This window comes from Kineococcus haloalkalitolerans (assembly GCF_050871905.1).
In the GTDB taxonomy this organism is placed as follows: domain Bacteria; phylum Actinomycetota; class Actinomycetes; order Actinomycetales; family Kineococcaceae; genus Kineococcus.
This window is the reverse complement of the sequence record NZ_JBJLSH010000023.1, coordinates 22,749-47,555: the sequence shown is the minus strand read 5'-3', so window position 1 is coordinate 47,555 and position 24,807 is coordinate 22,749. Positions and strand designations below refer to the sequence as shown.

The following is a 24,807-nucleotide window of genomic DNA, read 5'->3' as shown; positions in this document are numbered from 1 at the left end:
GCGGCCCGCGAGCGCCGGTCGACTCCTGGAGCGTCGCGTGTCCTACCCCAGCCCACCCGCTCCACTCACGCCCCCGGCTCACCGACGGGGGGCGGGACTCGCGGTGGCATCCATGGTCCTGGGCATCCTGGCGGTCCTCGGGTGCCTGGTGCCTGTGCTCAACGTCGGCAGCATCGTCTTGGCGCTGGTGGGGCTCGCCCTCGGCATCGCTTCCCTGGCGCGTCGTGGAGCAGGTCGGGGGATGGCCGTCACCGGTGTCGTGCTCGCACCCGTGGCCATCGTCGGCGCGGTCCTCGTCAACGTCCTCGTCGGGGCAGCCGTCCAGTCCGTCGACCAGGCCGTGACCGAGGTCGAGCGCGGCTACACCGAGGTGGAGCCCGAGGCAGCCGCCGAAGCTGATGCTCAAGCGCTCGCTGTCGGCGCCACGGCGGAGGTGGGGGACTACGTGGTGACCGTGACCGCGGTGGACCCCGCCGCGGACGACGTGATCGCCGAGGCCAACGAGTTCAACGACCTGCCCGAGGGCCGGTACGTGCTCGTCGACGTGACAGCTACCTACGAGGGAACGGCTGAAGAGGCCAACCCCTGGATCGACCTCGTCGCTGAGTTCCAGGGCACCGATGCCCGCAACTACAGCCGCTGCTCCGCTGTCGTCCCGCGCAGTGCCTTCGACCAGCCGGGACTGCGCACCGGAGGTAGAGCGGAGTACCAGGTCTGCTTCGACGTGCCCGTCGAGGCGATCGCGGGAGGCGTCGTGACGATCGAGCAGTTCGGCGATTTCCGCGACGATCGAGTCGCCTGGGCGCTTGGCTGACGCCTGAAGCGGTCGTCGCGGACCAGAGGGGCGCGGCTGCCGGCCGGAGCGCTCCCGGTCGTCCGTCAGGCGGTGCGGGCCACGCGGATGATCCGCCGGCGCAGCCACACCTTGCGGGCGCCGCCCAGGTACAGGCGCACGCGCGCCAGCTCCCAGCGGCCGTACTCGGCCTCCTCGGTGAGCAGGCGGCGCGCGTCGGCCCGGGAGGTCTCGCGGGGGATGGTGAGGACCCGGTACTCGTACTGCTCGTCGGCGGCGCGGTCGCGGGTGCGCGTGGTGTGAGGAGCCATCGCTGCCATTGTGCGCCTGCTCCGCTACGGTCGTGGTCATGACGACGGATCCGCGTGCCGCGCTCGCGCGACTGGTCTCCGCCCTCGAGCGGCACCTCGAGGTGGCCTCCAGCCGTCGCAGCGAGGCGGACCCGGCCGTCGCCGGTGCCTACCAGCAGCTGGCCGAGGCGTTCGAGGTCTACGACGACGCCCTGTACTCCGCCTACGACGAGGTCACGCCCTTCGTCCTCTACGACGACGTGGAGGACGAGCGCGAGGACGACGAGGACGACGAGGACGAGGACGAGGACCTCGACGACGAGGACGACGACTCCGACGACGACGACGACTCCGACGACGACTCCGACGACGACTCCGACGACGACTCCGACGACGACGACGACGACTCCGACGACGAGGACGAGGACGACGACGAGCTCGAGGACGACCTCGACGAGGACGCCGACGAGCGGACCGGCGGGACGCCCCGGCGCTGACGCCGTCCGCGCGGACGGCGTGCGCGCGAGCGGCGCGTGAACATCCGGTGATCGTGCGCCGGGGCTGCCGTGCGCTCGTCCCGTCGGCACCCGGCCGGGTGACACCCACCCGTTAGGGTCCCGAGCGTGTTCACCGATCGCTCCCGGCCGACGACCCTGCGCATCGACGCGGGGGGTGCCCGCGCGTGCTGACGGACACCGCCGCCGGGACCGTGACGGGTGTCATGTCCTGGTGGGAGGCCGTCGTCCTGGGTCTGGTCCAGGGGCTGACGGAGTTCATCCCGGTCTCCTCCAGCGGGCACCTGGCGGTCGTCGGCACCCTCGTCGGGGCGCAGGACCCCGGCGCGGGTTTCACGGCCATCACCCAGCTGGGCACCGAGCTGGCCGTCCTCATCTACTTCCGCAAGGACATCGGCCGGATCATCACCCGCTGGTGCCAGGCGCTGGCCGGGCGGGTCCCGCGCGACGACCCGGACGCGCGGATGGGCTGGCTGGTCATCCTCGGCAGCGTGCCGATCGTCGTGCTCGGCCTGCTGTTCCAGGACCAGATCGAGAACACGCTGCGCGGGTTCGTCGTCATCGGCACGACGCTGTGGGTGTTCGCGCTGCTGCTGGGCCTGGCCGACCGCTTCGGCAAGCACGAGCGCACGCTGGACCGGCTGACCTGGAAGCACGGCCTGCTCTTCGGCCTGGCCCAGGCCGCCGCCCTCGTCCCGGGCGTGTCCCGCTCGGGCGGCACCATCACGATGGGCCTGCTGCTGGGGTACACCCGCGAGGCGGCCGCCCGGTACTCCTTCCTGCTGGCCGTGCCGGCGGTCGTGGGCTCCGGCTTCTTCCAGCTGTTCGACGAGCTGCGCGGCGGGGCCGTCGTGCCGTGGGGGGCCACGGCCCTGGCCACGGTCGTCGCGTTCTTCGTGGGCTACGCCGTCATCGCCTGGCTCATGCGGTTCATCACCACGCACAGCTACACCGTCTTCGTCGTCTACCGGGTCGTGGCGGCGCTGGCGGTGTACGCGCTGGTGCTGTGGGGGCTGCTGCCGGCCTTCAACGACGGCTACCCCGGCTGAGCCGCCCAGGGCGCCGGCGCTGCGCCGGCGCCCCGGCGTCTCAGATCCACCCGGAGCGCTTGAACGCCCGGTACAGCACCAGGCAGGCCCCGGCCATCAGCGCCAGCGCCATCGGGTAGCCGAAGCTCCAGTGCAGCTCCGGCATCCGCTCGAAGTTCATCCCGTACACGCCGGCGACCAGGGTGGGCACCGCGAACATCGCCGCCCACGCGGAGATCCTGCGCGCGTCGTCGTTCTGCTGCACCGACACCCGCGCCAGGTGGGCGTTGAGGACGTCGGTCAGCAGCCGCTCGTGGCCCTCCACCTGCTCCACGGTGCGCTGCAGCACGTCCAGCACGTCGCGCAGCACGAACTGCGACTGGTCCGACAGGTCCGACCAGTCCCGCCCGTCGCGCTCGACGAGCGCGCGCAGCGGCACCAGCAGCGGCGCGGCGGCCCGCCGCACCTCCAGCACCTCCCGCTTGAGGGAGTAGATGCGCTGCGCGTCGCTCGCGTCGCTGGAGCGGGTGGGGGAGAAGACCTGCTCCTCCACCTCCTCCACGTCGCGCTCCAGCTCCAGCGAGGTGCGCGCGTAGTCGTCCACCAGCTCCGACATCAGCGCGTGCAGCACCGCCCGCGGCCCGCGGGCCAGCCGCTGCGCGTCCGCCTCCAGCTCCGCGCGCACCGCCGGCACCGGCCCCGGGCGGGTGCGCTCACCCGGGCGCACCCCCTGGCGCGGCTCCTGCCCGCCGACGGTGAGGACGAACCCCTCGCCGACCACGACGAGCAGCTCGGAGGTCTCCACCGCGCTGCGGTCCTCGAAGTAGGCCAGCTCCTTGAGGACCACGAACGTCGTGTCGCCGTAGCGCTCGACCTTGGGCCGCTGGTGGCCCTCCACGGTGTCCTCCACCAGCAGCGGGTGCAGCTGCAGGCGCTCGCCGAGGTCCTGCACGTCGGCGGCCGCGGCCTCGCGCAGCGCGATCCAGGTGAAGTCCCCGGGGCCATCGCCCCCGGCGCGCACGCGCTCCACGGCGGCGGGCACCCCCGCGGGCACCGCGACGCCCCCGTCCGGGGTGCCGCTGGGGGCGTGCCCGGCGGTGTCCGCGGGCCCGTCGGGGCGGCCCTCCCGGTAGCTGACGACGTCGGCGATCACGCGGGACATCGTGCCCCCCGCGCCCGGACCCGTCGCGCCGGAGGGCACCCGGGCGCGCCCAGCGCCTACGCTCGCCCCGTGCCGACAGTGCTCCTCGTCCGCCACGGCCGCAGCACGGCCAACACCTCCGGCGTCCTGGCGGGTTGGACACCCGGCGTGCAGCTCGACGAGACCGGTGAGCGGCAGGCCGCGGACCTGGGCGCCCGGATGGCGCCGGTCGCGCTGTCCCGCCTCGTCGTCTCCCCGCTGGAGCGCTGCCGGCAGACCGCCGAGGCCCTGCGCGCCGTCGACGGTCCCACCGGGGCGCGCCCCGACCCCCTCGTGGACGAGCGCGTCGGCGAGGCGCGCTACGGCGACTGGACCGGCCGGCCGCTGACGGCGCTGGCCAAGGAGCCCGCCTGGCGCACCGTGCAGGCCCACCCCTCGGCGGCCGTCTTCCCCGGACCCGGCGGGGAGTCGATGGCCGCGATGGCCCACCGGGTCGTGGCGGCCGTGCGCGAGCACGACGCGCAGGTGGCCGCCGAGCACGGCGACGACGCCGTGTGGGCGGCCGTCACCCACGGCGACCTCATCAAGGCCGTCCTGGCCGATGCGCTGGGCATGCACCTGGACCTCTTCCAGCGCCTGAGCGCCGACCCGTGCTCCGTCTCGGCGGTGCGCTACACGCCGCTGCGCCCGTTCGTGCTGCGCGTCAACGACACCGGCGGGGACCTGTCCGCCTTCGCCCCGCCCGCGCGCAAGCGCCGCCGCCGACGCCCGGCCTCCTCCGACGCCGTCGTGGGCGGCGGGACCGGCGCGTGAGGGCGCGCCGGCACCGCGCGGGCGGCGCGGGTGGTGCAGCGGCCCGGCCCGCGACCTCGGCGTAGGGTCGGGACCATGCCGGTCTTCGACTACGACCCGCCCGAGCGCTTCGTGGCCGGGACCGTCGGTGAACCCGGGTCGCGCACGTTCTTCCTGCAGGCCCGCGGCGACGGACGGCTCACCTCGGTGGCCCTGGAGAAGACCCAGGTCGCCGCGCTGGCCGAGCGCGTGGGCGAGCTGCTCGACGAGATCGTGCGCCGCTCCGGCGGGCAGGCGCCCGTGCCCGCGGCCCCCACCACCGCCAGCCGCGACACCGCCCCCCTCGACGTGCCCATCGAGGAGGAGTTCCGCGTCGGCACCATGAGCCTGGCCTGGGACGGCGAGCGCGAGCTCGTCGTCATCGAGTGCTTCGAGGTCGACGAGGCCGAGACCGAGCAGGACCTGCCCGAGCCCGACCCGTCCCGGGGCGTGCTGCGCGTCAGCCTCGACGGCACCGCGGCGCGCGCCTTCGCCGCCCGCGCGCTGGCCCTCGTGGCCGCCGGCCGCCCGCCGTGCCCGTTCTGCGCCGGGCCGCTGGACCCCGGCGGGCACGTGTGCCCCCGCGCGAACGGCTACCGGCGCTGAGCCGGCGCGTCCCGCCGCCCGGCGTCTTCGCCGGGCTGGAGGAGCAGGAGGCGCTGGCGCGCCTGGCCGGCGGGGAGCTGGAGGTCCGCGGCCGCCTGGCCGACGCCTCCAACGCGACCCTGTACGCCGTCGTGCGCGAGGGCGGGGCCGGCGCGCAGGACGGGCGCGAGGTCGCGTGCGTCTACAAGCCGGTCGCGGGGGAGCGGCCGCTGTGGGACTTCCCCGACGACACCCTCGCCCGCCGCGAGGTCGCCTCCTACGCCGTCTCCGCCGCCACCGGGTGGGACGTCGTGCCGCCCACGGTGCTGCGCGACGGGCCGCTGGGCCCGGGCAGCGTGCAGCTGTGGCTGACCGACGAGTCCTCCCGCGCGCCGGGGGAGCGCGCGGCGGCGCCGGGGACCCCGGACGAGGACGCGGACCCCGACCTGCAGGACGCCGAGGACGCCGAGGACGCCGACGAGGTCGTCCTGCCTGACCCCGGCGCCGGGCTGGTCGACATCACCGCGCTGCGCACCGCGCGCGAGGGCTGGTTCACGGTGCTGCGCGCCGAGGACGGCCTGGGCCGCCCCGTCGCGCTCGTGCACGCCGACGACGAGCGGCTGCGCCGCGTGGCCGTGCTGGACGTCGTGCTCAACAACGCCGACCGCAAGGGCGGGCACGTCCTGCCCGGCTGGGGCGGCGCCGTCCACGGCGTCGACCACGGCCTGACCTTCCACGTCGAGCCCAAGCTGCGCACCGTGCTGTGGGGGTGGGCCGGGGACCGCCTGCGCCCGGACGAGCGCGAGGTCCTGGCGCGCCTGGCCGCCGAGCTGGACGGCGGCCGCCTCGGGGAGCTGCTGTCCGACCTGCTCACCGTCGAGGAGGCCGTCGCCACCCTCGAGCGCGTCGCGGCCCTCCTGGACGCCGACCGCCTGCCCCGCCCCCGCGGCTCCCGCACCATCCCCTGGCCGCCCTTCTGAGGGGCCGCGGGTAGGTTCCTCCCGTGCGTTCCTGGCCCGCCCCCGACCCCCACGACCTCCCGGGAGCCGGCCGACTGCCCGGTCGCGGCCTGCCCGTGCGCCTGCACGACACCGCCACCGGCGCCCTCGTCGCCGCCGGTCCGGCCACCCCGGGCCGGGCGAGCCTGTACGTCTGCGGGATCACCCCCTACGACGCCACCCACCTCGGTCACGCCAACACCTACGTCGCCTTCGACCTGCTGGGCCGCGCCTGGCGCGACGCCGGCCACGAGGTGCGCTACGTGCAGAACGTCACCGACGTGGACGACCCGCTGCTGGAGCGCGCCACCGCCACCGGTGTGGACTGGCGCGAACTGGCCGCCGAGCAGGTGCAGCTGTTCCGCGACGACATGGCCGCCCTGGCCGTCGTCCCGCCGCAGGAGTACCTGGGCGTCGTGGAGGCCGTCGACCTCGTCGCCGCGGCCGTGCGCGACCTGCTGGAGGCCGGCGCCGCCTACCGCGTGCCCGGCACCGGCGGCGGCCCCGACGGCGACGTGTACTTCCCCGTGGCCGCCGACCCCGCCTTCGGGCAGGTCTCCGGCCTGGACGCCGCCGCGATGCGCGCGCTGTCCGCCGAGCGCGGCGGCGACCCGGACCGCCCCGGCAAGCGCGACCCGCTGGACCCGCTGCTGTGGCGGGTGCAGCGGCCCGGCGAGCCGTCCTGGGACGCCGCCGGCCTGGGGGCCGGGCGCCCCGGCTGGCACGTGGAGTGCACCGCCATCGCCCTGGAGCACCTGGGGATGCCGGTGGACGTGCAGGGCGGCGGCAGCGACCTGGTCTTCCCCCACCACGAGATGGGCGCCTCCCACGCGCAGGTGCTGCGCCCGCACGCCGGGCCGTTCGCGCGCCTGTACGCGCACTCGGGGATGGTCGCCCTCGACGGGGAGAAGATGAGCAAGTCCCGCGGCAACCTCGTCCTCGTCTCGCGGCTGCGCGCCGCCGGCGAGGACCCGGCCGCGGTGCGCCTGGCGATCGTCTCGCAGCACTGGCGCGACGACTGGGAGTGGACCGACGCGCTCCTGGCGGACTCGCGCGAGCGGCTGGCGCGCTGGCGCGCGGCCGTGGCCCGCCCCGCCGGTCCCGACGGCGGGGCGGTCCTCGCGCGGGTGCGCGAGCGGCTGGCCGAGGACCTGGACGCCCCCGGCGCCGTGCGCGCCGTCGACGCCTGGGCCGACGCCGCGCTGGCCGGCGCCGGGGAGGACGCCGGCGCAGGGGACCTGGTGCGGCGCACCGTCACCGCCCTGCTCGGCGTCGCGGTCTGAGGCCCCCGCCCGCGGGGCTCAGCGCCGGGCGCGGGCCCGGGCCGCGGAGGCGGCCCGGAAGCGGCGGCGGGCCGCGCGGTGCGAGCGGGTGGCGCGGGCGTAGACCACCGAGCCGACGAGGAACGCGCCGCTGAGCACGAGCAGCGCCGCGCTGGGCCCGCTCACCAGCGGGATCCGCGCCCCGGCCAGGCCCGCGACGCCCACCCCGGCCATCACGAGCCCGAACACCACCGGCCAGGCGCTGCGCCAGCCGCCGCGCCCCACCTCGTCGATGCCCTGCCCGGCGCGCTCACCGGCGTAGCGCAGCGGCCGCCGCGCCCACGCGTACTGGCTGGCCAGCACGGCCAGCCCGGCGGCGATGAGCACGAACCCCGGCCCCGGCAGCACCAGCAGCGCCACCCCGGTCACGGCCAGCGCCGCCCCGACCACCGTCACCACGACGCGCCAGGCCACCGCCGTGGTGCCCGTCACGCCCGACCCCGACGACCGACCCCGGCCCACGGCCCACCTCCGCAGCGACGCCCCGCCCCGCGGGGCCCGACCCGATCCGACGCTGCACATCCTGCGCCCGACGGGCGCGCGCGCACCCCGGAGCGCCGGCGAGCGCCCCCGCCGCGCGTCAGCCGCGCCGGGGCGGGTCGTCGCGCCGGCGCAGGTAGCGCTCGAACTCGCGCGCGATGGCCTCACCGCTGGCCTCGGGCAGCTCGGCGGTGTCCTTGGCCTCCTCCAGCTGCTGCACGTACTCGGCGATCTCGGCGTCCTCGCCGGCCAGCTCGTCCACCCCGCGCTCCCACGCGCGCGCGTCCTCGGGCAGGTCACCCAGCGGCACGGAGATGTCCAGGACCTCCTCCACCCGGTGCAGCAGCGCCAGCGTCCCCTTCGGCGAGGGCGGCTGCCCCACGTAGTGCGGCACCGCCGCCCACAGCGACACCGACGGGATGCCCGCGCGCGCCACCGCGTCCTGCACGACCCCGACGATGCCCGTGGGCCCCTCGTAGCGGGACGGCTCCACGCCCAGGCTCTCCACCAGCTCGTCGTCGTCGCTGCTGCTGGTCACCGGCAGCGGCCGCGTGTGCGGCACATCGGCCAGCAGCGCGCCCAGCGTCAGCACCAGGCTGGCGCCGTTGTCGCGGGCGGCGCGCACCAGCTCCTGCGAGTAGGTGCGCCAGCGCATCGACGGCTCGATGCCGCGCACCAGCAGCACGTCGCGCGAGGCGTCCGGCAGCCGCGCGTACGACACCTTCGTCGTCGGCCACGTCAGCCGGCGGCGGCCGTCCTCGTCGTAGTCGACCATCGGCCGGTTCACCTGGAAGTCGTGGTACTCCTCCGGGTCCAGCTCCAGCAGGTCCTCGGCGCCCCAGACCTCGTGCAGGTGCGCCACCGCCTGGCTGGCGGCCTCCCCGGCGTCGTTCCAGCCCTCGAAGGCGGCCACGACGACGGGGTTGCGCAGGGGGGGACCCGGCACCGCGAACGGTGCGGGGCCGGCGGGCGTCTCAGGCACCGGGTCAGCCTAGACTCGGGCCCCGATGCCGACCGACACCACGCCCTCGCCCGTGCCCGGTCAGGACGGCGCCGCCCCGCCCGCCGCCGTCCTGTGGGACATGGACGGCACCCTCGTCGACACCGAGCCCAGCTGGATCGCCGCCGAGCGCGCTCTGGTGGGCGCGCACGGCGCCACGTGGACCCACGAGCAGGCCCTCGGCCTGGTCGGCAAGGCCCTGCCGGACTCCGGCGCGGTGCTGGCCGCGCACCTGCGCGAGAGCGTGGGCGTCGAGCGCGACCCGGCCGGCATCGTCGAGGAGCTGCTCGAGGCCGTCGTGGCCTCCGTGAGCTCGGCGGTGGTGTGGCGGCCCGGGGCGCTGGAGCTGCTGCGCGCGCTCGGCGACGCCGGGGTGCCGTGCGCGCTGGTGACGATGTCGTACCGCTCGCTGGCCGACGCGGTGGCCTCCCGGGTGCCCGGCGCCTTCGCGGTCGTCGTCGCCGGCGACGAGGTCGAGCGCGGCAAGCCGGCCCCCGACCCGTACCTGCGCGCCGCCGAGCGCCTGGGCGTGGACCCGGCGGCGTGCGTGGCGCTGGAGGACTCCCCGCCGGGAGTGGCCTCGGCCGAGGCGGCCGGCTGCCGGACCGTGGCCTGCCCGCACATGGTGCCCATCCCGCCCGCGCCGGGACGCTCGCGGGTGGCCTCCCTCGCCGAGGTCGACCTGCCACTGCTGGCCCGCCTGGCCGGCGGGGAGGTCGTCGACACCCTCGCGGGCGCCGGTCCCGAGGGCCCCGCCGGCCCCGCCGGCGCGCTCGCCGCGCGTCCCGGGACGGCGGGCTAGCCCACCTGCTCCCGCGCGTCCGGTGCGCCGGGCCCGTCCGCCTCGGCCGGCACGGGGGGCACGGGGGGCACCGGGGGCACCGGCAGGAGCGGCAGCGGCGGCGGGGTCCCGCCGAACGCCGGGCAGCGGGCCTGGTGGTCGCACCAGCGGCAGGCCCGGCCGGGGTTGGGGCGCCAGTCGCCGTCGCGGCGGGCCTGCTCGATCGCCTCCCACAGCGCCCGCACCTTGCGCTCGGTGGCCCGCAGGTCGTCCTCGTCGGGGCTGACCCGCAGCACCTCGCCCGAACCCAGGTAGACCAGCTGCAGCACCCGGGGCACCACCCCGCGCGAGCGCCACAGCGCCAGCGCGTAGAAGCGCAGCTGGAACAGGGCCGCGGACTCGAACGACTCAGACGGCGCCCGGCCGGTCTTGTAGTCGACCACCCGCAGGTCCCCGGCGGCGGTCTCGTCGACGCGGTCGACGATGCCGCGCAGCACCGGCCCGCCCTCCAGGGGGGCCTCCACCCACAGCTCGCGCCCGCTCGGCTCCAGCCGGGTGGGGTCCTCCAGGTCGAACCAGCGCTCCAGCAGCCGCCCGGCGCTCGCCAGCCACCGCTGCAGCCCCGCCTCGTCCGCGGGGCCGCCGGCCTCCCCGGCGCCGTCGGCGGCGGGGAAGAGGGCGGCCACGCGCGGCTCGCGCTCGCGCAGCGCCCGCCACTCCGGCTCCACCAGCGCCCGCGCCGCCTCGACGGTGCGCTGCGGCGCGGGCAGGTCGAACAGCCGGTCCAGCACGGCGTGCACGAGGGTGCCGCGCACCGCCGCCTCGGTGGGAGCCTCGGGCAGGCGGTCCAGCACCCGGAAGCGGTACAGCAGCGGGCAGCGGGCGAAGTCCGCCGCCCGCGAGGGGGACAGCCCCCGGGCCCGGCGCGCCGCGCGCTCCTCCTCGTCCGCGCCCGGCGCGTCCGCGGGGCCCGGGGCGGGCGGACCGCCCGGGGGTGCGGCGGGTTCGAGCTGGAGCGGGACCGTCATGGGCGCGACTGTAGGAGCCGCCCCCGACACGGCCCCGGCGCGACGGTCCCGCCGCGGCGGCCGTGCGCCCGGCGGCACCGCCCCCGGGCCCCCGGCCCCCGCGCGGGGGACGCGGGCCGGGCGGAGCGCCGCGGCGGCTCCTACGATCGGGACGTGCCCGCCGCGCAGCAGACCGACCCCGACCGCGACGCCGTCCCCCGTCCCGGGGGGATCCGCCTGGGCCGGCCCTTCGGGGTGCCGCTGTCGCTGAGCCCGACGTGGTTCCTCTTCGCCGCGGTCATCACCCTCGTCTTCGCCCCCACCGTCGCCTTCCGCGTGCCCGGGCCGTCCGCCTACCTGGTGGCGTTCTCCTACGCGGTGCTGCTGCTGCTGTCGGTGCTCGTGCACGAGCTGGCCCACGCCCTCGTGGCCCGCGCCTGCGGCATGACGGTCACCGGCATCGTCCTGAACGTGTGGGGCGGGCACACCTCCTTCCGGGAGGAGGCCGGCGGCCCGGGCCGCAGCCTGCTGGTGGCGGTCGTGGGGCCCGTCGCCAACGGCGCGATCGCGCTGGTGGCCTGGCAGGCCACCCAGGCGGTCGCCGACGGTCCCGGCGGCGGCGGGGTGGCCGCGCTGCTGCTGTGGGCGCTGACGATCTCCAACGTCCTGCTGGCCGTCTTCAACCTCCTGCCGGGCCTGCCGCTGGACGGCGGGCACGCGCTGGAGGCCGTCGTGTGGCGGCTGCGCCGGGACCGGCTGGCCGGCACGGTGGCCGCCGCGTGGACAGGCCGCGTCCTGGCGGTGGGGGTGCTCGTCGCCGCGCTCGTCGTGCCGCGCCTGCTGGGCTGGCGCACCTCGGTCGTCGACGTCGTGTGGGGGGCGCTGGTGGGGGCGCTGCTGTGGCAGGGCGCCTCGCAGGCCCTCACCTGGGCCACCCAGCGCCGCCGCCTGCCCACCCTCAGCGCCCGCGCCCTGCAGCGCCCGGCCATCGGCGTGCCCGCGCGCGCCACCGTCGAGGAGGTCGTGCGCTCGGCGCGCGCCGCCATCGACTCCGGCGCCACCCGCGGCACCGACGCCGACCTGGAGGTCGTCCTCCTCACCGACGACGGGGTGCCCGTGGCGGTGGTCGACACCGGCGCGCTGCGCTCGGTGCCCGCCGAGCGGCGCACGTCCCTGGGTGCGGGGGCCACGGCCCGCGCCCTGCCCCCGCGCGCCTGGGTGCCGCAGGACCTGGCCGGCGAGCAGCTCCTGCGCGCCGTCACCGCCCGCCCCGGCGAGCACGTCGTCCTCGACGCCGCCGGCCGGGTGGCTGGCCTGCTGCACACCGGCGACGTCGTCGCGGTCCTGACCCGCCGCTGACCCGCCGCCGGCCCGCCGCGCCGCCCGGTAGCCTCACCCGGTCCCGCCGCGCGCGGGCCGCCGCCCGCTCCACCGCGAGCCCCGAGCACCAGCAGGAGACACCACGTGACGACCGACGGGGCCCACCCCGCCGCGCCCACCGGCGCCGCCACCCGCCGCGGGCCCCTGCGCGCGGGCGAGCGCGTGCAGCTGACCGACCCCCGCGGCCGCCGGCACACCATCACCCTGACCCCGGGCAAGGAGTTCCACACCCACCGCGGCCGCTTCGCCCACGACGAGCTGATCGGCCGGCCCGACGGCACCACCGTCACCAACAGCGCCGGCGTGCAGTACCTCGTGCTGCGCCCGCTGCTGGCCGACTTCGTGCTGTCCATGCCGCGCGGCGCGGCCGTGGTCTACCCCAAGGACGCCGGGCAGGTCGTGCAGATGGCCGACGTGTTCCCCGGCGCCGTCGTCGTCGAGGCCGGCGTCGGTTCCGGCGCGCTGACGATGTCCCTGCTGCGCGCCGTCGGCGACGGCGGCGCCGTGCACTCCTTCGAACGGCGCGAGGACTTCGCCGACGTCGCCCGCGGCAACGTGGAGACGTTCTTCGGCGGCCCGCACCCGGCCTGGCGGCTGACGGTCGGCGACCTCGTCGAGGCGCTGCCGGCCGCAGGACTGTCCGCCGCCGACGGCACCGGCGCCGACCGCGCCGTGCTGGACATGCTCGCCCCCTGGGAGTGCCTCGACGTCGTGGCCGACGCCCTGGCCCCCGGCGGCGTCCTCATCTGCTACGTCGCCACCGCCACCCAGCTCTCCCGCGTGGCCGAGGCCGCCCGCGCCTCCGGGCGCTGGACCGAGCCGGAGGCGTGGGAGTCGATGGTGCGCGGCTGGCACCTGGAGGGCCTGGCCGTGCGCCCCGAGCACCGCATGGTCGGTCACACCGGCTTCCTCGTCACCACCCGCCGCCTGGCCGACGGGGTGCGCCCGCCGGTGCGCAAGCGCCGTCCGGCCCCCGGCGCCTACGCCGGCGACGTGCCCGGTGCCGCGCCCACCGACGCCCCCGAGGCGGTCGAGCCCGGGGACGACACCGACACCGTCGACGAGGCCGCCGCGGCGGGGGCCGGCACCGAGTACGGGGACCGGCCGGTCTCGGACCGCAAGGTGCGCAAGGCCGCCCGCGAGGCCGCGGCCGGGGCGGCCGCCTCCCGCGAGGCCGCCCGCGCGACCGCGGACGCGGACGCCGGGGCGGAGCGGGAGGAGCCGGGCACCGCGTGAGCGCCTGGTCCCGGGTGCCGGTCCTGCGCCGCCTGGACCCCTTCCTGCTCGCCGTCCTCGCCGCGGTCGGCGCGGCGCTGCTGCTGCCCGCCGCCGGAGCGGTGGCCGACGGCTTCGCGGTGGGCACGAGCCTCGGCGTGGGCCTGCTCTTCCTGCTGTACGGGATGCGCCTGCGGCCCGCCGAGGCGCTCGCGGGCCTGCGCGACTGGCGCCTGCAGGGCTCGGTGGCGCTGTCCACCTACGCGCTGCTCCCGCTGCTGGGCCTGGGGCTGGCCGCCGCCGCCGGGCCGCTGCTGGAGGACGGCCTGGTGGCGGGCCTGCTGTTCCTGGCGGTGCTGCCGTGCACGGTGCAGTCGTGCGTGGTCTTCGTGTCCGTGGCCCGCGGGGACGTGCCCGCCGCGGTCGTGGCCGCCACCGCCTCCAACCTGGCCGGGATCGGCCTGACCCCGCTGCTGGCGGCGCTGCTGCTGGGCGCCACCGCGGCCGGTGCCGCGCCGGACGCCTCCGCCGTCGGCCGGATCGTGCTGCAGCTGCTGGTGCCGTTCCTGCTGGGTCTGCTGCTGGGGCGCTGGAGCGGGGCGTGGGTGCGCCGGCACCGGCGGCCGCTGTCGGTGCTGGACCGCGCCGTGGTCGTGGCCGTCGTCTACGCCGCCTTCAGCCGCGGGGTCGTCAGCGGCGCGTTCGCCGAGGTCGGCACCGGTGAGCTGGCGGTCGTGCTCGGCTGCTGCGCGCTGCTGCTGGGCGCGGCGCTGGCGCTGACGTGGTGGCTGCCGCGGCTGTGGCGCGCCGCGCGCCCGCAGCGCACGACGCTGCTGTTCTGCGGGTCCAACAAGTCGCTGGCCACGGGCCTGCCGATGGCCACGGTGCTGTTCGACCCGCACGTCGTCGGCCTGCTGGTGCTGCCGGTGATCGTCTACCACCCGCTGCAGATCGCCGTGTGCTCGGTGCTGGCGCCCCGCCTGGCGCGCGGGGCCGGCGGGCTGGAGGAGGCGGGCGCCGCGCGGTCCGCCGCGCCGCCCGTGCCCGGGGCGGTGCCGGGCCCGTGATGGCGCACGCGCACGCCTGCACGGGGCTGCTGGCGGGGGCGGCGACCCTGCCGCTGGCGCCCGTCACCGGCACGGCCGGGGCGGTGGCCTGGGTGGCGGCCTGGGGCGGGGCCGCGCTGCTGCCCGACTTCGACCAGGGCGCGGTGTCCTGGCGGCGCGGCTTCCCCCGCCCGACCGGCTCCACCGCGGCGACCATGTGGGGGCCGCTGTCGCTGGTCCCGGCCCGCCTGGTGGGCCGACTGGCCGGCGGGCACCGGTGGGGCACCCACGACCCCGTCGTCGGCCCGGCCGCGTTCGCGCTGACCGCCCTGGCCGCCACCCTGCACCCGTGGGCGGCGCTGGCGGTCCTGGCCGTCACCGTCGGCGCCGCCCTGCGCGCCTGCCACGCCGTCATCCCCGGCAGCCTGGAGACCACCGTCGTCGGCAACCTGGTGGCCTCGTGGGCGGGCGCCTGGTGGCTGACCCAGCGCGGCGACGTGGACCTGCGCTGGCTGCCGTGGGCGCTGGCCGGCGGCGCCCTGGTGCACATCGCCGGGGACTGGCTGACCCGCGGCGGCGTCCCGCGCCCGCTCGCGGTCCTGCTGCCCGGCCGCCGCCGGCGCACGTCACTGGGGCTGTTCGCGACGGGCCACCGCATCGAGCACGTCGTCGCCGCCGTCAGCGGCGCGCTGGCCGCCGGCCTGCTGGCCGTCCACGTCGCGCAGGACCTCGCCGGGGACCTGCCCGGCGGCCTGCTCGGGCCGCTCACCGGCGGCTGAGGCGCCGGGCCCGCCGCCGGGCCCGTCATCGTGCTCGGGATCGGGCCCGTCGTCGCCGCCGTGGTCGTCCTCGCGCTCGAAGGTGACGTGCACCCGCTCGAAGCCCTTGTGCCGCTGCGCCTGCGCGTGCCCGGTGTAGGTGCGCTCGTCGGCCTCGGTCAGCTCCACCGCGTCCGTGACCGGGGTCAGCAGCGCCCGCGGGTACAGCCGGCGCGCGCGCACCACGTCGGCCTCCACGCACAGCACCAGCGCCACCGCGGCCACGTACAGGAACACCAGCAGACCCAGCACGATCGTGAAGACCGTGTTCGTGGCGCTGGAGCGGTTGCCGACCTGCGCCACCAGCCCGGCGCCGTTGTACTGCAGGACCTGCCAGACCACGCCCATGAGCAGCCCCCCGGGCAGCACCGCGCGCAGCGGCGGCCGGTGCGCGGCGGCCAGCCGGAACGCCAGCGCGAACGCGCACCCGGCCAGCACCGCCGAGGCCGCCCGCGTGCCCAGGCCCACCGCGGCGCCCAGCGCGCCGCTGGCGCCCAGCCAGCGGCCGGCGTCGGCGGACAGGACGCCCAGCACCGTGGTGGCCACGACGAACGCGCCGGCGGTGACGATCAGCTGCAGGCTGCGGACCCGGGCCCGCAGCGGGTCCGGGCGCTCGTTGCGCGGGACCGCCCAGGCCACGTTGACGGCGTTCTGCAGGGCCAGGCCCACGCCCATCGCGCCCACCAGCGCGCCGACCGTGCCGACCACGAGCCCGACGGCGCCGCCGCCGATGCGCCCGGGCGACTGCAGGTCCTCGCGCAGCACGGGGAACTGCCCGGCCGCGGAGTCCAGCACCTGCCGCTGCAGCTGCGGGTCGCCGGACAGGACGTAGCCCACGACCGTGGACAGCAGCAGCAGCAGCGGGAACAGCGACAGCAGCGCGTAGAAGGTGATGAGCGCGGCCAGGTACACGCCCTGGTCCTCGAAGAACTTGTAGACCACCGCCAGCGGGTAGCCGACCACCCGGTGCCGCCGCTGGAACGCGTCGGCGCGCCCGAGCGCCACCGGCCCACCCCCTCCCGGGGGGGGGGGGGGGGGGGGGGGGGGGGGGGGGGGGGGGGGGGGGGGGGGGGGGGGGGGGGGGCGGGGGGGGCGGGGGGGGGGGCGGCGGGGGGCGCGGTCGCCCACCCAAAAAACACCCCCCCCCCCCCCCCCCCCCGCCCCCCCCCCCCCCCCCCCGGCCCCGCCCCGCGCTCGTGCGTGCGGCCTACCCGCCGCGCGCGCCGGGCTCGTCCGGCCAGGCGGTCTCCACGGCGGCCGGGCGCTGCTGCGCCGCCCGCACGCGCTCGACGTCGAGCTTGGTGGAGCGGTCGAAGGAGTAGACGCCGTTCTGCTCCTGGAAGACGTCGGTCAGCTGCGTGTAGCAGTAGCCGAACACCAGCGGGTCGTCCAGGAGGGCGGCGGTCAGCCCGGCGAAGCGGGTGTGGAACTCCTCCTCGCTGCGCGGGGCCTCGCCGTAGCCCCAGGAGCTGTCCGCGCCGCGGTCGACGGAGCTGTCGCTGGCCTCCGCGTCCGGGCGCCACCAGATGCCGCCGAACTCGCTGCAGAACCACGGCTGCCCGCCGTAGGGCAGCGACCACACCTGCCCGTCCGGGCCGGTGTTGGTGTGCGGGCGGCCCTGCGCGAGGCCGCCGACCTCGGCGCGGAAGGCCGCGGGGTCCTGGGTGTAGTCGTGGGAGTCCCACACGTCGCTCTCGGCGACGCGGTGGGCGTACCCGGAGGCGTCGAGGACCGGCCGGGAGGTGTCGGCGGCCTTGGCCGCCAGGAACATCGCGCGGGTCACGTCGTCGAGGACGGTGATCCGGTCGGTGATCGGCTGGTGGGTCTCGTTGAGCCCGCACCAGCCGACGAGGCTGGGGTGGGAGGCGTCGCGCTCCAGGGCCTCCAGCCACTGGGTGACGAAGCTGGCGGTGGGGCGCTGGCGCTCCCCGTCGACGACGGTGCCCTCCTCGCGGGCGCCCCAGTCGCCGAACTCGCCCCAGACGAGGTAGCCGAGCCGGTCGGCGTGGTGCAGGAAGCGCTCCTCGAAGACCTTCTGGTGCAGCCGGGCGCCGTTGAAGCCGGCGGCCTGCGCGAGCTCGATGTCGCGCACGAGGGCGGCGTCGTCGGGGGCGGTCATGAGCCCGTCGGGGTACCAGCCCTGGTCCAGCACGAGGCGCTGGAAGAGGGGCCGGCCGTTGAGCAGCACGGCCTTGCCGTCGATGCTCACCGACCGCAGCCCGGCGTGGCTGTCGAGGGCGTCCACGAGGTCGCCGGCGGCGTCGCGCAGCTCCACCCGCAAGCCGTACAGGTGCGGGTCGTCCGGACCCCACCAGCGGACCCGGTCGTCCGGGACGGTCAGGACGAGGCGGGGCGACAGGTCGAGGTCGGCGCGCACCCGGGCGCTCGCCACCTCGCCGGCGGCGTCGGTGAGGACGGCGCGCACGGTCCACCCGCGCCGGTCACCGGCGGCGCCCGTGCCGCTGCGGCGCAGCGGCTGCTCCAGGTGGAAGCACGACCCGGCCAGGTCGGGGGTGACGCGGGTGCGCGCCAGCGACACGTCGGGCACGGGCTCCAGCCAGACGGTCTGCCAGATCCCGGTGGTGCGGGTGTAGACGCACTCGTGGTTGGCGTAGCGGGTGGACTGCTTGCCGCGCGCCTGCGGACCGCGGTGGTCGTCGCGGGCGCGCACGACGACGGTCAGCTCCCCGGTGCGGTGGCCCAGGTCGGCGGTGAAGGGGGTGAACCCGCCGCGGTGGCGGGCCACCTCCTCGCCGTCGACCCACACGGTGGCGTCGTGGTCGACGGCCCCGAAGTGCAGCTGGACGCGCCGGCCGGCCCAGGCGGCCGGCACCTCGACGGTGCGCCGGTACCAGACGGCGGGCAGGAAGTCGGTGACGCCGACGCCGGACAGCTCCGACTCGGGGGCGAAGGGGACGGTGATCGTGCCGGTCAGCGGGCGCTGCAGCAGCCCGCGCTCGAGGCCGGAGTCGCCGGCGTCCACCTCGAACTGCCAGGGGCCGTTCAGGCACAGCCAGTCCTCGCGGCGGGACGTGGGGCGGGGGTGCTCGGGGCGCGGGAGCGCGGGGGCGCCGGGCCGCCCGGACGGGGTCGGTGGCGGGGTCGACGTCGTCGTCGGTGGGTTCACGGGACCTCCTCGTCACCCGATCATGCCGTCCGGGTGACGAGGGGACAACAGCTTCGCGCAAGCGCTTCTAGCGTTGGAAAGCGCGTGCTAGCTTCACGCCACCGCACGGGCCGGCAGCAGCGTCGTCGCCGGTCACCGCGCGGTTCTCCACGCACCGACGGGGGTGCGGGGGGACGCAGTCCCCTCCGCCACGGAGGAAGGGAACGGACACGCGTGAACAGCACCACAGGACTCCCCCACCGCGGGCTCTCGCGACGCTCGCTGCTGCGCGGCGGTCTGGCCGCCGCCGGCGGCCTCGGGCTGACGGCCGGGCTGTCGGGGTGCGCGGGCACCCCGCTGGCCGCCGGGCTGGTCGGCTCCGAGCTGTCACCGGGGACGGTGACCTTCTGGAACCTCTTCGGCGGCGGCGACGGGGCGCGCCTGCAGCTCATGCTCGAGGAGTACCGGCGCCAGCAGGGCAGCGCGGACTCCCTCCAGGCGGCGACGTTCGCCTGGGGCAACCCCTACTACACCAAGGTCTCGCTGGCGACCCTGGGCAACAAGCCGCCGGACGTGGCGGTCGCGCACCTGACGCGCGCCAGCAACCTGGCGGCCGCGGGTCTGCTGGAGCCGATCACCGACGACGTGCTCGCGCTGGCGGGCCTGTCGCCCGCGGACTTCAACCAGCGGGCGTGGGAGGCCTCGCAGTACGAGGGGCAGTCCTACGCCATCCCCATGGACACGCACCCGTGGGTGCTGTTCTACAACGTCGAGGTCTGCGAGCAGGCCGGCCTGCTGGGCCCGGACGGCCTGCTGGCCCCCATCGAGGGCGTCGAGGGCTGGGAGGCGGCGCTGCGGGCCGCGCAGGAGGTCACCGGCGAGTTCGGCGCGTCCACGGCCAACGTGGGCGACACCTCCAACTGCTGGCGGTTCCTGCACACCCTGTACCGCCAGCGCGACGGGCACACGCCGTTCCTGTCGGAGGAGGGGCAGGCGGTCACCTTCGACGACGCCCTCGTGACGGACACGCTGGCCACGATGCAGAGCTGGACCGCGGACGGGCTGATGCCCCGCAACGTGGACACCCCGGCCGCGCAGACGCTGATGTTCACGGGCCGCTCGGCGTTCTTCCTCAACGGCGAGTGGGAGATCACCACGGCCCAGGGCATCGAGGGCCTGGAGTTCGGCATGGCCCCCTTCCCGCAGCTGTACGAGTCGCCCGCCGCGCACGCCGACTCCCACGCGTTCGTCCTGCCGCGGATGGACCGCAGCCCCGAGAAGCTGCAGCGGGCGATGGGGTTCGTGGAGTCGATGCTGGACATGAGCCTGGACTGGGCGGAGGGCGGGCACATCCCGACCCTCCTGGAGACGTTCCGCAGCGCCGAGTACCAGGCCCTGGAGCCGCAGTCGAACTACGCGGAGGCCGCCGACTACGCCGTCTACGACGATCCCGCCTGGTACTCCGGCTCCGGGTCGAACTTCGAGACCGTGACGGGCGCCGAGATCGGGCTCGTGCTGCAGGGGCTGACCAGCCCGGAGGCGGCCGTGGCGAGCATGCGCTCGCAGCTGGAGAACTACGCGAACACGGCGAACCCGCTGTGAGCGCCCCCGACACCCGTCCCGTCCGGACCCGGGAGGACCACCGATGAGCGCGCAGACCGTCCAGACCCGGCCCGCCGCCGACCGCGCGTCCGCTGCCGACCGCGGCGGCGGCCAGCAGCGGCCGCAGCGCGTGGCGTGGCTGTTCATCGCGCCGTTCGCCGTCTTCTACCTGCTCTTCCTCATCGGGCCCGCGGCCTACATGTTCATCGCCAGCTTCACCGACACCAGCCTCGTGCAGGGCGGGCTGGGCGGCTGGGCCGGGCTGGCGAACTACCAGGAGATGCTCACCTCGAGCCTCTTCTGGTCCGCGATGTGGCACACGCTGCAGTTCACCCTCTACACCGTCCCGCCGCTGGTCGTGCTGTCGTTCGTCTTCGCGGTGCTGGCCAACCGGATGCAGCGCGGCCACGTGTTCTGGCGGATGGCGTTCTTCGTGCCGTTCATCCTGCCCTCCGCGTCGATCTCGCTGATCTGGGTGTTCATCTACACCGGCGACACCGGCCTGCTGGCCCAGGTGCAGCAGTGGTTCGGCATCACGGCGCCCACCCCGGTGCTCGCCGACCCGGCCACCGCCATGATCGGCATCGCCGTGACGACGATCTGGTGGACCATCGGGTTCAACTTCATCCTCTACCTGGCGGGCCTGCAGGACATCCCGCGCGAGCTGTACGAGGCGGCGGCCATCGACGGCGCTACCCCGTGGCAGCAGATCCGGCACCTGACGATCCCGCTGCTGCGCCGCACCACGACCCTGGTGGTCCTGCTGCAGATCATCGCCAGCCTGAAGATCTTCGACCAGGTGTACCTGATGACCGACGGCGGGCCGGGCACCAGCACCCAGACCGCCCTCGTCCTCATCACCCGCACCGGGTTCACCGACTACCGGATCGGCGCGGCGGCCGCGGCCTCGGCGCTGCTGTTCGTCGTCATCGTCGCGATCGCCGTCGTGCGCCAGCTCGTCGACCGCGCGCAGCAGAAGGAGGCCTGACATGGCGACCCCCACCACGTCGACCGGCACCGGCACCGGTGCCCGCGCGCGCGGCGTCTCGGCGGCCGCCCCGCCGCAGCGCATCCGTGCCACCGGCAGCAGCAAGGCGTTCAACACCGCGTGCGTGGTCGTGCTGACGGTCTTCGCCGTGCTGTGGCTCATCCCGAGCCTGTGGGCGATCAAGACGTCGTTCACCGACAACGCGGTCTCCTCGCTGGGCGCCCAGGCGATCCTGCGGGACACGAACCCGACGCTGGCCTCGTACGCGACCCTGCTGGGCGGCGGGGACCTGTGGAACTGGTACCTGGCGAGCTTCATCACGGCCACCGGCGCGGCGTTCCTCGTGGTCGTCTTCGCCTCGATGGCGGCCTTCGCGCTGTCGCGGATGCGCTTCCGGGGCCGGCAGCTCGTCTTCGTGCTCGTCCTGGCCGGCATCATGATCCCGGCCGACGTGCTCATCGTGCCGATCTTCCAGATGCTCAACGCCGTCGGGCTGCTCAACACCTACTGGGCGGTGATCTTCCCGCAGGCGGCCAGCGTCATCGCGCTGTTCGTCTTCAAGCAGTTCTTCGACGGGCTGCCCAAGGAGCTGGAGGAGTCCGCCCGCCTGGACGGGGCGTCCAGCTGGCGCATCTACCGCTCGATCATCATGCCGCTGTCCAAGCCGGTCATCTCGGCCATGGCGATCGTCACGTTCGTGTGGACGTGGAACAACCTGATCCTGCCGCTGTTCGTGCTGTCCAACCCGGAGCTGATGACGATCCCCGTCGGCCTGGCGACGGTGCAGGGCTCGTTCGGCCAGCGCTTCTCCGACATCCAGGCCTCCACGATCCTGGGCGCCCTTCCGCTGGTGGTGCTGTTCCTGCTGTTCCAGCGGCGCATCGTCGAGGGCGTGGCGGGCACCGGCCTGAAGGGCTGAGCCCACCCGCCCGCGGGGCGGTGGCCCGGTCCCGGCGTCAGCCGGGTGCCGGACCACCGCCCCGCCCGGCGTCCGGGCCCGGGTCCCGCCCCGGGGCCCGCTGCGGCAGGTCGCCGGCCGCCCGGGCCGCCTCGAGGGCGGCGCGGGTGCTGCTCGCGCCGTACGCCGCGCGGGCGCGGCGCAGCCGGTGCGCCACCTCCACCACGTCCAGGTCCAGCGCACGCCCCGCGAGCACCCCGGGCAGCCCGTCGCCGACGAGCTCCAGGACGCGCAGGTCGGTCTCGTCCAGCCCGGACCCGGCGGGGTCGTGCACCCCGCCGGGTCCGGGCGGGCTCGGGTCCGTGTCCACGGTCACCACCTCCACCCCCCGGTCGAGAGGGAGGGGACCGCGGTGTCACGCTCGATCGGGTGTGACCTGCGTCACGTCCGGCGCCGGCGCCACCAGCGCCGCGGTCGCCCCCGCACCACCGGCGGCGCGTCCAGCACCGGTGCGGCGGACGCGGACCGGGCGGACCGGGCGGCCCGCCAGCGCGCCACGAGGTCGTCGACGTCGACCAGCGGCACCACCACCAGCGGGCCGTCGGCGGGGCGCCGGTACAGCTCGCGCACCCGCTCGTTGAAGTCCTCGGCGACCGCGCGGGCCTCCGGCTCCGAGCGCAGCGCGGCCACGCCGGCCTCGTCGAGGAGCTGCTCGCGCTCGCGGCGCAGCGCCAGCGCGGGCGGCAGCACCGCCGACAGGTCGAAGCCCTCGCGGCGGACCTTCTCCGCCGCCCACCCCTCGACGGTGAACTCCCGGTCCAGCCCGCGCAGCGGCCGCCCCGCCCCCGGCAGGTCGTCGAAGGCTCCCCGCGCCTGCGCCTCGCGGACCTGCCGCTCGACGCGGTCGTCCCAGGGCCGCCGGACCGGTTCGCGCACCCGCCCATCCTCACCTCACGGCGCGGGCGGGCGCACCTCCTCCACCGGCAGGTGCAGCCACACCGACCGCCACGGCGCCAGCCACAGCTGACCGTCCCCGCCCCACGGCGCCGCCTCCCCGCTCAGCGCGTCCACCGCCCCGGCCAGGCCCAGCTCCTCGACGCGGTGCCCGGGGAAGGGCCGCCAGGTGCCCGTGACGTTGAACAGGCACAGCAGCTCCCCCAGCGGGTGCCTGCGCACGAACGCCAGCACCCCGGGGTCGGAGGGCTCCAGCACGTCCGCGGCGACGCTGGCGTGCAGGTGCGGCAGGCCGGCGCGCGTGCGCGCCAGGTGCCGCAGCCCGGCCAGCGCCCGCCCCGGCACCGACGCGGGGTCCCGGGCGGCCCCCAGGTCCCGCTCGTCCAGCCGCGGCCGGTGCGCCCACCGGTTGTCGGCGGCGTGCGCCGGGTCGGCGGCCCAGTCCGGGTCGCCGGGCGCGGCGACCTCGTCGCCGGACCACACCACCGGGATGCCGCCCCAGGCGAAGACGACGGCGTGGGCCAGCAGGTGCCGGGCCAGCGCCGCGTCCACCTCCGCCTCCAGCTCCGCGTGCACCCGCGGGTCCCCCGTCCCGGCGGCCAGCGCCTCGCGGGCCGCGGTCAGCCCCACCAGGTCCGCGCACGTGCCGCTGATCCGCCGGTCCCCCGTCGCCGGGTTCTCCTGGAACACCAGGCCGCGCGCGGTGGACCCCTCGAAGGCGCCGGAGTACCAGTCGGACAGGAACGAGCGGTGGGCGTGCCCGTCGAGCCCGACCGCCGCGGCGTCGGCGTCGGAGACGGCCCAGCCGATGTCGTCGTGGCAGCGCGCGTACGTGATCCACGCGGTCGTCGTCGGCACGGTGGGCAGCGCCCGCAGCGCCTGCGCGGCCAGCCGCACGTCCTGCGCGGCCAGCGACGACCACACCTGCACCATGAGCGTGTTGTGGTACGCCAGGTCGCTGACGCGGCCGTGGTGGCGGCCGCGGCCGAGGTAGTGGACCAGGTCGTCGGGCGCGACGATCGCCTCGGCCTTCAGCAGCACCGCGGGGCAGGCGATGCGGGTCAGCGCGCGCAGCACCTGCACCACGGAGTGCACCTCGGGCTGGTTCTGGCAGTTCGTGCCCATCCGCTTCCACAGGAACGCCACCGCGTCCAGGCGCAGCACCTCCACCCCGAGCTCGGCCAGGAACAGCACGATCGAGGCGAACTCGGCGAGGACCTCGGGGTTCGACCAGTCCAGGTCCCACTGGAAGGAGTTGAACGTCGTCCACACCCAGCCGCCGAGCTCGTCGTCGAAGGTGAAGCTCCCGGGGGCGAAGTCGGGGAACACCTCCGGCAGCGTGCGCTCGTGGGCGTCAGGCAGGGTCCGGTCGTCGAAGACGTGGAAGTAGCGGCGGTAGCGCTCGTCGCCGGCGCGCGCCGCGCGGGCCCACTCGTGCTCGCGGGCGACGTGGTTGAGCACGAGGTCCAGGACGAGGCTGGTGCCGCGCGCGCGCAGGGCGGTGGCCAGCTCGCGCAGGTCCTCCACGTCGCCCAGGTCCTCGCGCACGGCGCGGTAGTCGGCCACGGCGTAGCCGCCGTCGCTGTCGCCCTCGCGCGGGCGCAGCAGGGGCATGAGGTGCAGGTAGGTGACCCCGAGGTCCTCGAGGTGGTCCAGCCGGCCGGCCACGCCGGCCAGGGTGCCCGCGAACCGCTCGGTGTAGGCGGCGTACCCGACGGCGCGCGGGGACTGGAACCAGTCGGGGCGCAGGGTGCGGGCCTGGTCCAGGCGGTGCAGGTCGTCGGGCCGGCGGGCGCACGCCCCGGCGGCCAGGCGCAGCAGCCGGGCCGCCAGGTCGTCGGCGACGTCCGGCGCGTGCAGACCGGCCAGGCCGCTGCGCAGGTCCTCCCACCAGCGCTCCACCCGCAGGGCGAACACCTCGCGGCGCGCGGGCGGCAGCCCGTCCAGCAGCCCGTCCAGCAGCCCGGCGGGCACCTCCCACGGCGCGCCGCCCGCACCGCCGGTCGTCGTCGTCCCGGTCATCCGTCCC

At 76.5% G+C, this 24,807-nt stretch carries 24 protein-coding genes; 14 read left to right on the top strand and 10 right to left on the bottom strand.

What is annotated here, in order from left to right:
• The first annotated feature begins 112 nt into the window (after positions 1 to 112).
• Positions 113 to 814: a DUF4190 domain-containing protein gene (locus ACRYMY_RS10860; RefSeq protein ID WP_432547273.1), complete on the top strand. Its 702-nt coding sequence runs from the start codon at positions 113 to 115 to the stop codon at positions 812 to 814.
• 65 nt (positions 815 to 879) lie between these two features.
• Here ACRYMY_RS10860 and ACRYMY_RS10855 read toward each other — a convergent pair whose 3' ends face one another.
• Positions 880 to 1,113 carry a DUF5703 family protein gene (locus tag ACRYMY_RS10855; protein WP_373694864.1) on the bottom strand — a complete coding sequence of 78 codons (234 nt, stop codon included), beginning with the start codon at positions 1,111 to 1,113 and terminating at the stop codon, positions 880 to 882.
• Positions 1,114 to 1,142: 29 nt separating this feature from the next.
• Between ACRYMY_RS10855 and ACRYMY_RS10850 the strand changes: the two genes are divergently transcribed.
• Both ACRYMY_RS10850 and ACRYMY_RS10845 read left to right on the top strand, forming a co-directional pair.
• Complete coding sequence (locus ACRYMY_RS10850) at positions 1,143 to 1,580, top strand: DNA primase (RefSeq protein WP_432547272.1); 438 nt, start codon at positions 1,143 to 1,145, stop codon at positions 1,578 to 1,580.
• 224 nt (positions 1,581 to 1,804) lie between these two features.
• Positions 1,805 to 2,647, top strand: a complete 843-nt coding sequence (locus ACRYMY_RS10845; protein WP_432547293.1) for an undecaprenyl-diphosphate phosphatase — start codon at positions 1,805 to 1,807, stop codon at positions 2,645 to 2,647.
• A gap of 40 nt (positions 2,648 to 2,687) precedes the next feature.
• Here ACRYMY_RS10845 and ACRYMY_RS10840 read toward each other — a convergent pair whose 3' ends face one another.
• Entirely contained in the window at positions 2,688 to 3,779 is a 1,092-nt protein-coding gene (locus ACRYMY_RS10840; RefSeq protein ID WP_432547271.1) for a magnesium and cobalt transport protein CorA, read from the bottom strand.
• Positions 3,780 to 3,857: 78 nt separating this feature from the next.
• Between ACRYMY_RS10840 and ACRYMY_RS10835 the strand changes: the two genes are divergently transcribed.
• From ACRYMY_RS10835 to mshC, 4 genes are all read left to right on the top strand, one after another.
• Positions 3,858 to 4,580, top strand: coding sequence for a histidine phosphatase family protein (locus ACRYMY_RS10835; protein ID WP_432547270.1), 723 nt, complete (start codon positions 3,858 to 3,860; stop codon positions 4,578 to 4,580).
• Between the two features lie 75 nt (positions 4,581 to 4,655).
• A complete protein-coding gene (locus ACRYMY_RS10830) occupies positions 4,656 to 5,204 on the top strand; it encodes a DUF3090 domain-containing protein (protein WP_432547269.1) in 549 nt (182 codons plus the stop codon).
• Positions 5,174 to 6,163 carry an SCO1664 family protein gene (locus ACRYMY_RS10825; protein ID WP_432547268.1) on the top strand — a complete coding sequence of 330 codons (990 nt, stop codon included), beginning with the start codon at positions 5,174 to 5,176 and terminating at the stop codon, positions 6,161 to 6,163. The genes ACRYMY_RS10830 and ACRYMY_RS10825 overlap by 31 nt, the downstream gene beginning before the upstream one ends.
• A 23-nt stretch (positions 6,164 to 6,186) precedes the next feature.
• The gene (gene mshC, locus ACRYMY_RS10820) at positions 6,187 to 7,464 is read left to right on the top strand and encodes a cysteine--1-D-myo-inosityl 2-amino-2-deoxy-alpha-D-glucopyranoside ligase (protein WP_432547267.1); all 1,278 of its coding nucleotides are present in this window, start codon (positions 6,187 to 6,189) and stop codon (positions 7,462 to 7,464) included.
• Positions 7,465 to 7,482: 18 nt separating this feature from the next.
• Here the strand turns inward: mshC and ACRYMY_RS10815 are convergent, their stop codons facing one another.
• Entirely contained in the window at positions 7,483 to 7,935 is a 453-nt protein-coding gene (locus ACRYMY_RS10815; RefSeq protein ID WP_432547266.1) for a PGPGW domain-containing protein, read from the bottom strand.
• A 148-nt stretch (positions 7,936 to 8,083) separates the two neighbouring features.
• A complete protein-coding gene (locus tag ACRYMY_RS10810) occupies positions 8,084 to 8,965 on the bottom strand; it encodes a PAC2 family protein (protein WP_432547265.1) in 882 nt (293 codons plus the stop codon).
• Between the two features lie 25 nt (positions 8,966 to 8,990).
• On the opposite strand from ACRYMY_RS10810, the gene ACRYMY_RS10805 reads away from it, so the two are divergent.
• Complete coding sequence (locus tag ACRYMY_RS10805) at positions 8,991 to 9,785, top strand: HAD family hydrolase (RefSeq protein WP_432547264.1); 795 nt, start codon at positions 8,991 to 8,993, stop codon at positions 9,783 to 9,785.
• Here the strand turns inward: ACRYMY_RS10805 and ACRYMY_RS10800 are convergent.
• Entirely contained in the window at positions 9,782 to 10,792 is a 1,011-nt protein-coding gene (locus ACRYMY_RS10800) for a RecB family exonuclease (protein WP_432547263.1), read from the bottom strand. The genes ACRYMY_RS10805 and ACRYMY_RS10800 overlap by 4 nt on opposite strands.
• A gap of 153 nt (positions 10,793 to 10,945) precedes the next feature.
• Between ACRYMY_RS10800 and ACRYMY_RS10795 the strand changes: the two genes are divergently transcribed.
• The 3 genes from ACRYMY_RS10795 to ACRYMY_RS10785 all read left to right on the top strand — a co-directional run bounded on the left by ACRYMY_RS10795 (position 10,946) and on the right by ACRYMY_RS10785 (position 14,433).
• Positions 10,946 to 12,130, top strand: coding sequence for a site-2 protease family protein (locus ACRYMY_RS10795; protein ID WP_432547262.1), 1,185 nt, complete (start codon positions 10,946 to 10,948; stop codon positions 12,128 to 12,130).
• A 105-nt stretch (positions 12,131 to 12,235) separates the two neighbouring features.
• A complete protein-coding gene (locus ACRYMY_RS10790; RefSeq protein WP_432547261.1) occupies positions 12,236 to 13,387 on the top strand; it encodes a tRNA (adenine-N1)-methyltransferase in 1,152 nt (383 codons plus the stop codon).
• Positions 13,384 to 14,433 (top strand): bile acid:sodium symporter, encoded by a 1,050-nt coding sequence (locus ACRYMY_RS10785; RefSeq protein WP_432547260.1) that lies wholly within the window; start codon positions 13,384 to 13,386, stop codon positions 14,431 to 14,433. The genes ACRYMY_RS10790 and ACRYMY_RS10785 overlap by 4 nt, the downstream gene beginning before the upstream one ends.
• Positions 14,434 to 15,038: 605 nt before the next feature.
• Here the strand turns inward: ACRYMY_RS10785 and ACRYMY_RS10780 are convergent.
• Together ACRYMY_RS10780 and ACRYMY_RS10775 are read right to left on the bottom strand one after the other, a co-directional pair.
• Positions 15,039 to 16,235 (bottom strand): YihY/virulence factor BrkB family protein, encoded by a 1,197-nt coding sequence (locus ACRYMY_RS10780; protein ID WP_432547259.1) that lies wholly within the window; start codon positions 16,233 to 16,235, stop codon positions 15,039 to 15,041.
• A gap of 202 nt (positions 16,236 to 16,437) precedes the next feature.
• Complete coding sequence (locus ACRYMY_RS10775; RefSeq protein WP_432547258.1) at positions 16,438 to 18,357, bottom strand: glycoside hydrolase family 2 protein; 1,920 nt, start codon at positions 18,355 to 18,357, stop codon at positions 16,438 to 16,440.
• 213 nt (positions 18,358 to 18,570) lie between these two features.
• Here ACRYMY_RS10775 and ACRYMY_RS10770 point away from each other — a divergent pair, with 213 nt between their 5' ends.
• The 3 genes from ACRYMY_RS10770 to ACRYMY_RS10760 are packed head-to-tail and all read left to right on the top strand — an operon-like array spanning position 18,571 to position 21,845.
• Positions 18,571 to 19,938, top strand: a complete 1,368-nt coding sequence (locus ACRYMY_RS10770) for an extracellular solute-binding protein (protein ID WP_432547257.1) — start codon at positions 18,571 to 18,573, stop codon at positions 19,936 to 19,938.
• 43 nt (positions 19,939 to 19,981) lie between these two features.
• Positions 19,982 to 20,926 (top strand): carbohydrate ABC transporter permease, encoded by a 945-nt coding sequence (locus tag ACRYMY_RS10765; protein ID WP_432547256.1) that lies wholly within the window; start codon positions 19,982 to 19,984, stop codon positions 20,924 to 20,926.
• 1 nt (position 20,927) lies between these two features.
• The gene (locus tag ACRYMY_RS10760; RefSeq protein ID WP_432547255.1) at positions 20,928 to 21,845 is read left to right on the top strand and encodes a carbohydrate ABC transporter permease; all 918 of its coding nucleotides are present in this window, start codon (positions 20,928 to 20,930) and stop codon (positions 21,843 to 21,845) included.
• Between the two features lie 37 nt (positions 21,846 to 21,882).
• Here ACRYMY_RS10760 and ACRYMY_RS10755 read toward each other — a convergent pair whose 3' ends face one another.
• The 3 genes from ACRYMY_RS10755 to ACRYMY_RS10745 form a co-directional block, all read right to left on the bottom strand.
• Positions 21,883 to 22,194 (bottom strand): hypothetical protein, encoded by a 312-nt coding sequence (locus ACRYMY_RS10755; RefSeq protein ID WP_432547254.1) that lies wholly within the window; start codon positions 22,192 to 22,194, stop codon positions 21,883 to 21,885.
• 71 nt (positions 22,195 to 22,265) lie between these two features.
• A complete protein-coding gene (locus ACRYMY_RS10750; protein WP_432547253.1) occupies positions 22,266 to 22,760 on the bottom strand; it encodes a DnaJ family domain-containing protein in 495 nt (164 codons plus the stop codon).
• Between the two features lie 15 nt (positions 22,761 to 22,775).
• Positions 22,776 to 24,800 carry an amylosucrase gene (locus ACRYMY_RS10745; protein ID WP_432547252.1) on the bottom strand — a complete coding sequence of 675 codons (2,025 nt, stop codon included), beginning with the start codon at positions 24,798 to 24,800 and terminating at the stop codon, positions 22,776 to 22,778.
• Between the last annotated feature and the right edge of the window lie 7 nt (positions 24,801 to 24,807).

Coding starts and splice junctions, on each gene's coding strand:
- ACRYMY_RS10745 (WP_432547252.1), bottom strand. CDS start 24,800: ATGACCGGGACGACGACGACCGGCGGTGCGGGCGGCGCGCCGTGGGAG.
- ACRYMY_RS10845 (WP_432547293.1), top strand. CDS start 1,805: ATGTCCTGGTGGGAGGCCGTCGTCCTGGGTCTGGTCCAGGGGCTGACG.
- ACRYMY_RS10830 (WP_432547269.1), top strand. CDS start 4,656: ATGCCGGTCTTCGACTACGACCCGCCCGAGCGCTTCGTGGCCGGGACC.
- ACRYMY_RS10765 (WP_432547256.1), top strand. CDS start 19,982: ATGAGCGCGCAGACCGTCCAGACCCGGCCCGCCGCCGACCGCGCGTCC.
- ACRYMY_RS10805 (WP_432547264.1), top strand. CDS start 8,991: ATGCCGACCGACACCACGCCCTCGCCCGTGCCCGGTCAGGACGGCGCC.
- ACRYMY_RS10800 (WP_432547263.1), bottom strand. CDS start 10,792: ATGACGGTCCCGCTCCAGCTCGAACCCGCCGCACCCCCGGGCGGTCCG.
- ACRYMY_RS10860 (WP_432547273.1), top strand. CDS start 113: ATGGTCCTGGGCATCCTGGCGGTCCTCGGGTGCCTGGTGCCTGTGCTC.
- ACRYMY_RS10855 (WP_373694864.1), bottom strand. CDS start 1,113: ATGGCAGCGATGGCTCCTCACACCACGCGCACCCGCGACCGCGCCGCC.
- ACRYMY_RS10760 (WP_432547255.1), top strand. CDS start 20,928: ATGGCGACCCCCACCACGTCGACCGGCACCGGCACCGGTGCCCGCGCG.
- ACRYMY_RS10850 (WP_432547272.1), top strand. CDS start 1,143: ATGACGACGGATCCGCGTGCCGCGCTCGCGCGACTGGTCTCCGCCCTC.